Source organism: Thauera aminoaromatica S2, from assembly GCF_000310185.1.
GTDB lineage: Bacteria > Pseudomonadota > Gammaproteobacteria > Burkholderiales > Rhodocyclaceae > Thauera > Thauera aminoaromatica.
This window is the reverse complement of record NZ_AMXD01000245.1, coordinates 1-2,563: the sequence shown is the minus strand read 5'-3', so window position 1 is coordinate 2,563 and position 2,563 is coordinate 1. Positions and strand designations below refer to the sequence as shown.

Below are 2,563 nucleotides of genomic sequence, written 5' to 3'. Positions count from 1 at the left end.
CGGCGCGAGCGGCAGCGGATCCGCTGCGTGCGTGCGCAGCGGCGCGGGCGGAGCGCCCGCCGGCTGCGCTGCAGCCTCGGCCTGCGCTACCGCGGCGAGCTTGCGCCGCGACCAGCGCGAGAGAAAGCCGCGGCTCACGTCCGTCTCCGGTCCAGCCCGAGCGGATCGTTGCGCTTGACCTTCTTCTTCGGCTCCGGCTGGTAATGCGTGTTCACGAAATCCCCCACCCAGTCGGCAATCTCGCGCGGCATCGCCACGCCATCGACCTGCTCGCCCGAGTCCAGCCAGCGCGCGGCCTCGCCATAGCTCACCGAGACCGTCGCCGGCCGGGCGAGCTCGCCGTCCATGCGCCACAGCACGAAGACCTTGGGGATGGGCGCGGTGAGGTTGGCGAAGTAGTTCTCCGCCTCGTCGCGGAAAAGCTCGAGCGCGAAGCCCCCGCAGCGCCACTGGCTGCGCTCGGGCTCGTCGACGATGCGCCGTGGCGCCGGCGCGGCGTCGTCGAAGGCCGGCACGACCCCCACCGCCTCCCAGGCGGCATCGACCCAGGGGTTGTTCAGGCGGCGGCGCTCCATGATCACCGCGATGGGGAATTCTTTCATCGTGCTGCACCCGCAAAGGAAGGTCCATGTCTTTCTTAGCATAAGCGCCCGCCGCGCCGTGCGCGAGCGTGGAAACCCGCGGCACGGACCTCAGGCGCCGCGATCGCGACTCGCGTCGCTCCCACAATGCAACCGCCGCGCTTGCGGAAATCGCGACTTGCGTCGCTCCCACAATGCGACCGCCGCGCTTGCGGAAATCGCGACTCGCGTCGCTCCCACAATGTCCGACCGCCGCGCGTGCGGGAATCGCCACGTGAGTCGCGATCCGCGGTAGCGAATTCCGTGTCGGGGCGAGGCCGCGAGTGCAGGCGGCGCGCGCCACCGTGGTCCCGAGGGCGGATCACCGCAGCGACCGCACGGCCGGATTGGAGCCGCGACTCCGCCCATGCCCCGCCGGACTTGCGGCTACAATCGCCTGCTCGCGCATCCCCGGCCCCGCCCCGATGACCCCTCCCCACCGTCCCCTGCTGAGCCAGGCCCGCCGTCCACTCACCATCGAGATCCCCGCGGTCGATGAACGCGGCGACACGGTGCCGACCTCGATCGCCGGCGAGCATCCGCTCACGCTCTACGTCGACAAGCGCGAGATCGTCACCCTGATGACGCTCGGCGCCGCCCCCGAGGCGCTCGCCATCGGCTGGCTGCGCAACCAGCGCCTGGTGCGCAGCCTGGACGAGATCGCCGCGGTGCAGGTGGACTGGGATACCGACGCGGTCGCGATCACCACGCGCGCCGGCATGCAGGACGCCGAGCGCAAGCTCGGCAGCCGCACGGTCACGACCGGCTGCGGCCAGGGCACGGTGTTCGGCGGACTCATGGACGAGATCGACCAGATCCGCCTGCCGCACGATCGCCAGCTGCGGCAATCCACCCTCTACGCCCTGATGGACGCGGTGCGCCACCACGAGTCCATCTACAAGCAGGCCGGCGCGGTGCACGGCTGCGCGCTCGCCAGGGCCACGCCCGGCGGCTGCGAGATCCTGATGTTCTTCGAGGACGTCGGCCGCCACAACGCGGTGGACGCGATCGCCGGCCAGATGTGGCTCGACGGGCTCGATGGCAGCGACAAGATCTTCTACACCACCGGCCGGCTCACCTCCGAGATGGTGATCAAGACCGCGCAGATGGGCATTCCCTTCCTCGTCTCGCGCTCCGGCCTCACCCACATGGGCTGGCAGATCGCGCAGAAGATCGGCCTCACCATGATCGGCCGCGCCCAGGGCAAGCACTACCTGCTGTTCTCCGGCGCCGACCGCTTCGAGCGCGACTGAAACGCCACCCCCTCCCACGCACGACGAGCTCCCACCATGCCTCCCTCCCCAGCCCCCCGCCCCGCCGACCGCCGCATCACCGGGATCCTGCTCGCTGGCGGCCAGGGCAGCCGCATGGGCGGTGTGGACAAGGGCCTGGTCGAGCTCGCCGGGCGGCCGATGGCGGCACACGCGCTCGAGCGCCTCGCCCCCCAGGTCGACGCGCTGCTCATCAACGCCAACCAGAACCTTCCGGCCTGGCAGGCCTTCGGCCATCCGGTGTTCGGCGACGACATCGGCGGCTTCGCCGGCCCGCTCGCGGGGCTCCATGCCGGGCTCCTGCGCGCGCAGCATCCCTTCGTCGTCACCGCGCCCTGCGACTCCCCGTTCCTGCCCGCGGACCTGGTCGAGCGCCTGGCCGCCGCCCTCCACGGCGCCGACGCCCAGCTCGCCGTCGCCAAGACCTTCGGGCAGCCGCACCCGGTGTTCTGCCTGTGCCGGCGCGATCTCGCCGATCACCTCGGCGCCTTCCTCGCCGCCGGCGGACGCAAGATCGACCGCTGGTACGGCAGCCTGAAGGTGGTCGAGGTCGCCTTCGACGACGAGGAGGCCGCCTTCCGCAACGTCAACACCCGCGACGAGCTGGCCGAGGCCGCCCGCGACCTGCCCGCCGCCGCCGCGGGCGCGCCGCGCGGATGAGCGCGCGCCCCG

The 2,563-nt window shown here is 71.8% G+C and carries 3 protein-coding genes; 2 read left to right on the top strand and 1 reads right to left on the bottom strand.

Annotation, left to right across the window (positions count from 1 at the left end):
- Positions 1-134 precede the first annotated feature (134 nt).
- A complete protein-coding gene (locus C665_RS19210; protein ID WP_004327934.1) occupies positions 135-602 on the bottom strand; it encodes a DUF3305 domain-containing protein in 468 nt (155 codons plus the stop codon).
- A gap of 443 nt (positions 603-1,045) precedes the next feature.
- Here C665_RS19210 and C665_RS19205 point away from each other — a divergent pair, with 443 nt between their 5' ends.
- Both C665_RS19205 and mobA read left to right on the top strand, forming a co-directional pair.
- Positions 1,046-1,873 (top strand): formate dehydrogenase accessory sulfurtransferase FdhD, encoded by an 828-nt coding sequence (locus C665_RS19205; protein WP_004327932.1) that lies wholly within the window; start codon positions 1,046-1,048, stop codon positions 1,871-1,873.
- A gap of 36 nt (positions 1,874-1,909) precedes the next feature.
- Positions 1,910-2,551 carry a molybdenum cofactor guanylyltransferase MobA gene (mobA, locus tag C665_RS19200; protein ID WP_004327931.1) on the top strand — a complete coding sequence of 214 codons (642 nt, stop codon included), beginning with the start codon at positions 1,910-1,912 and terminating at the stop codon, positions 2,549-2,551.
- Positions 2,552-2,563 lie beyond the last annotated feature (12 nt).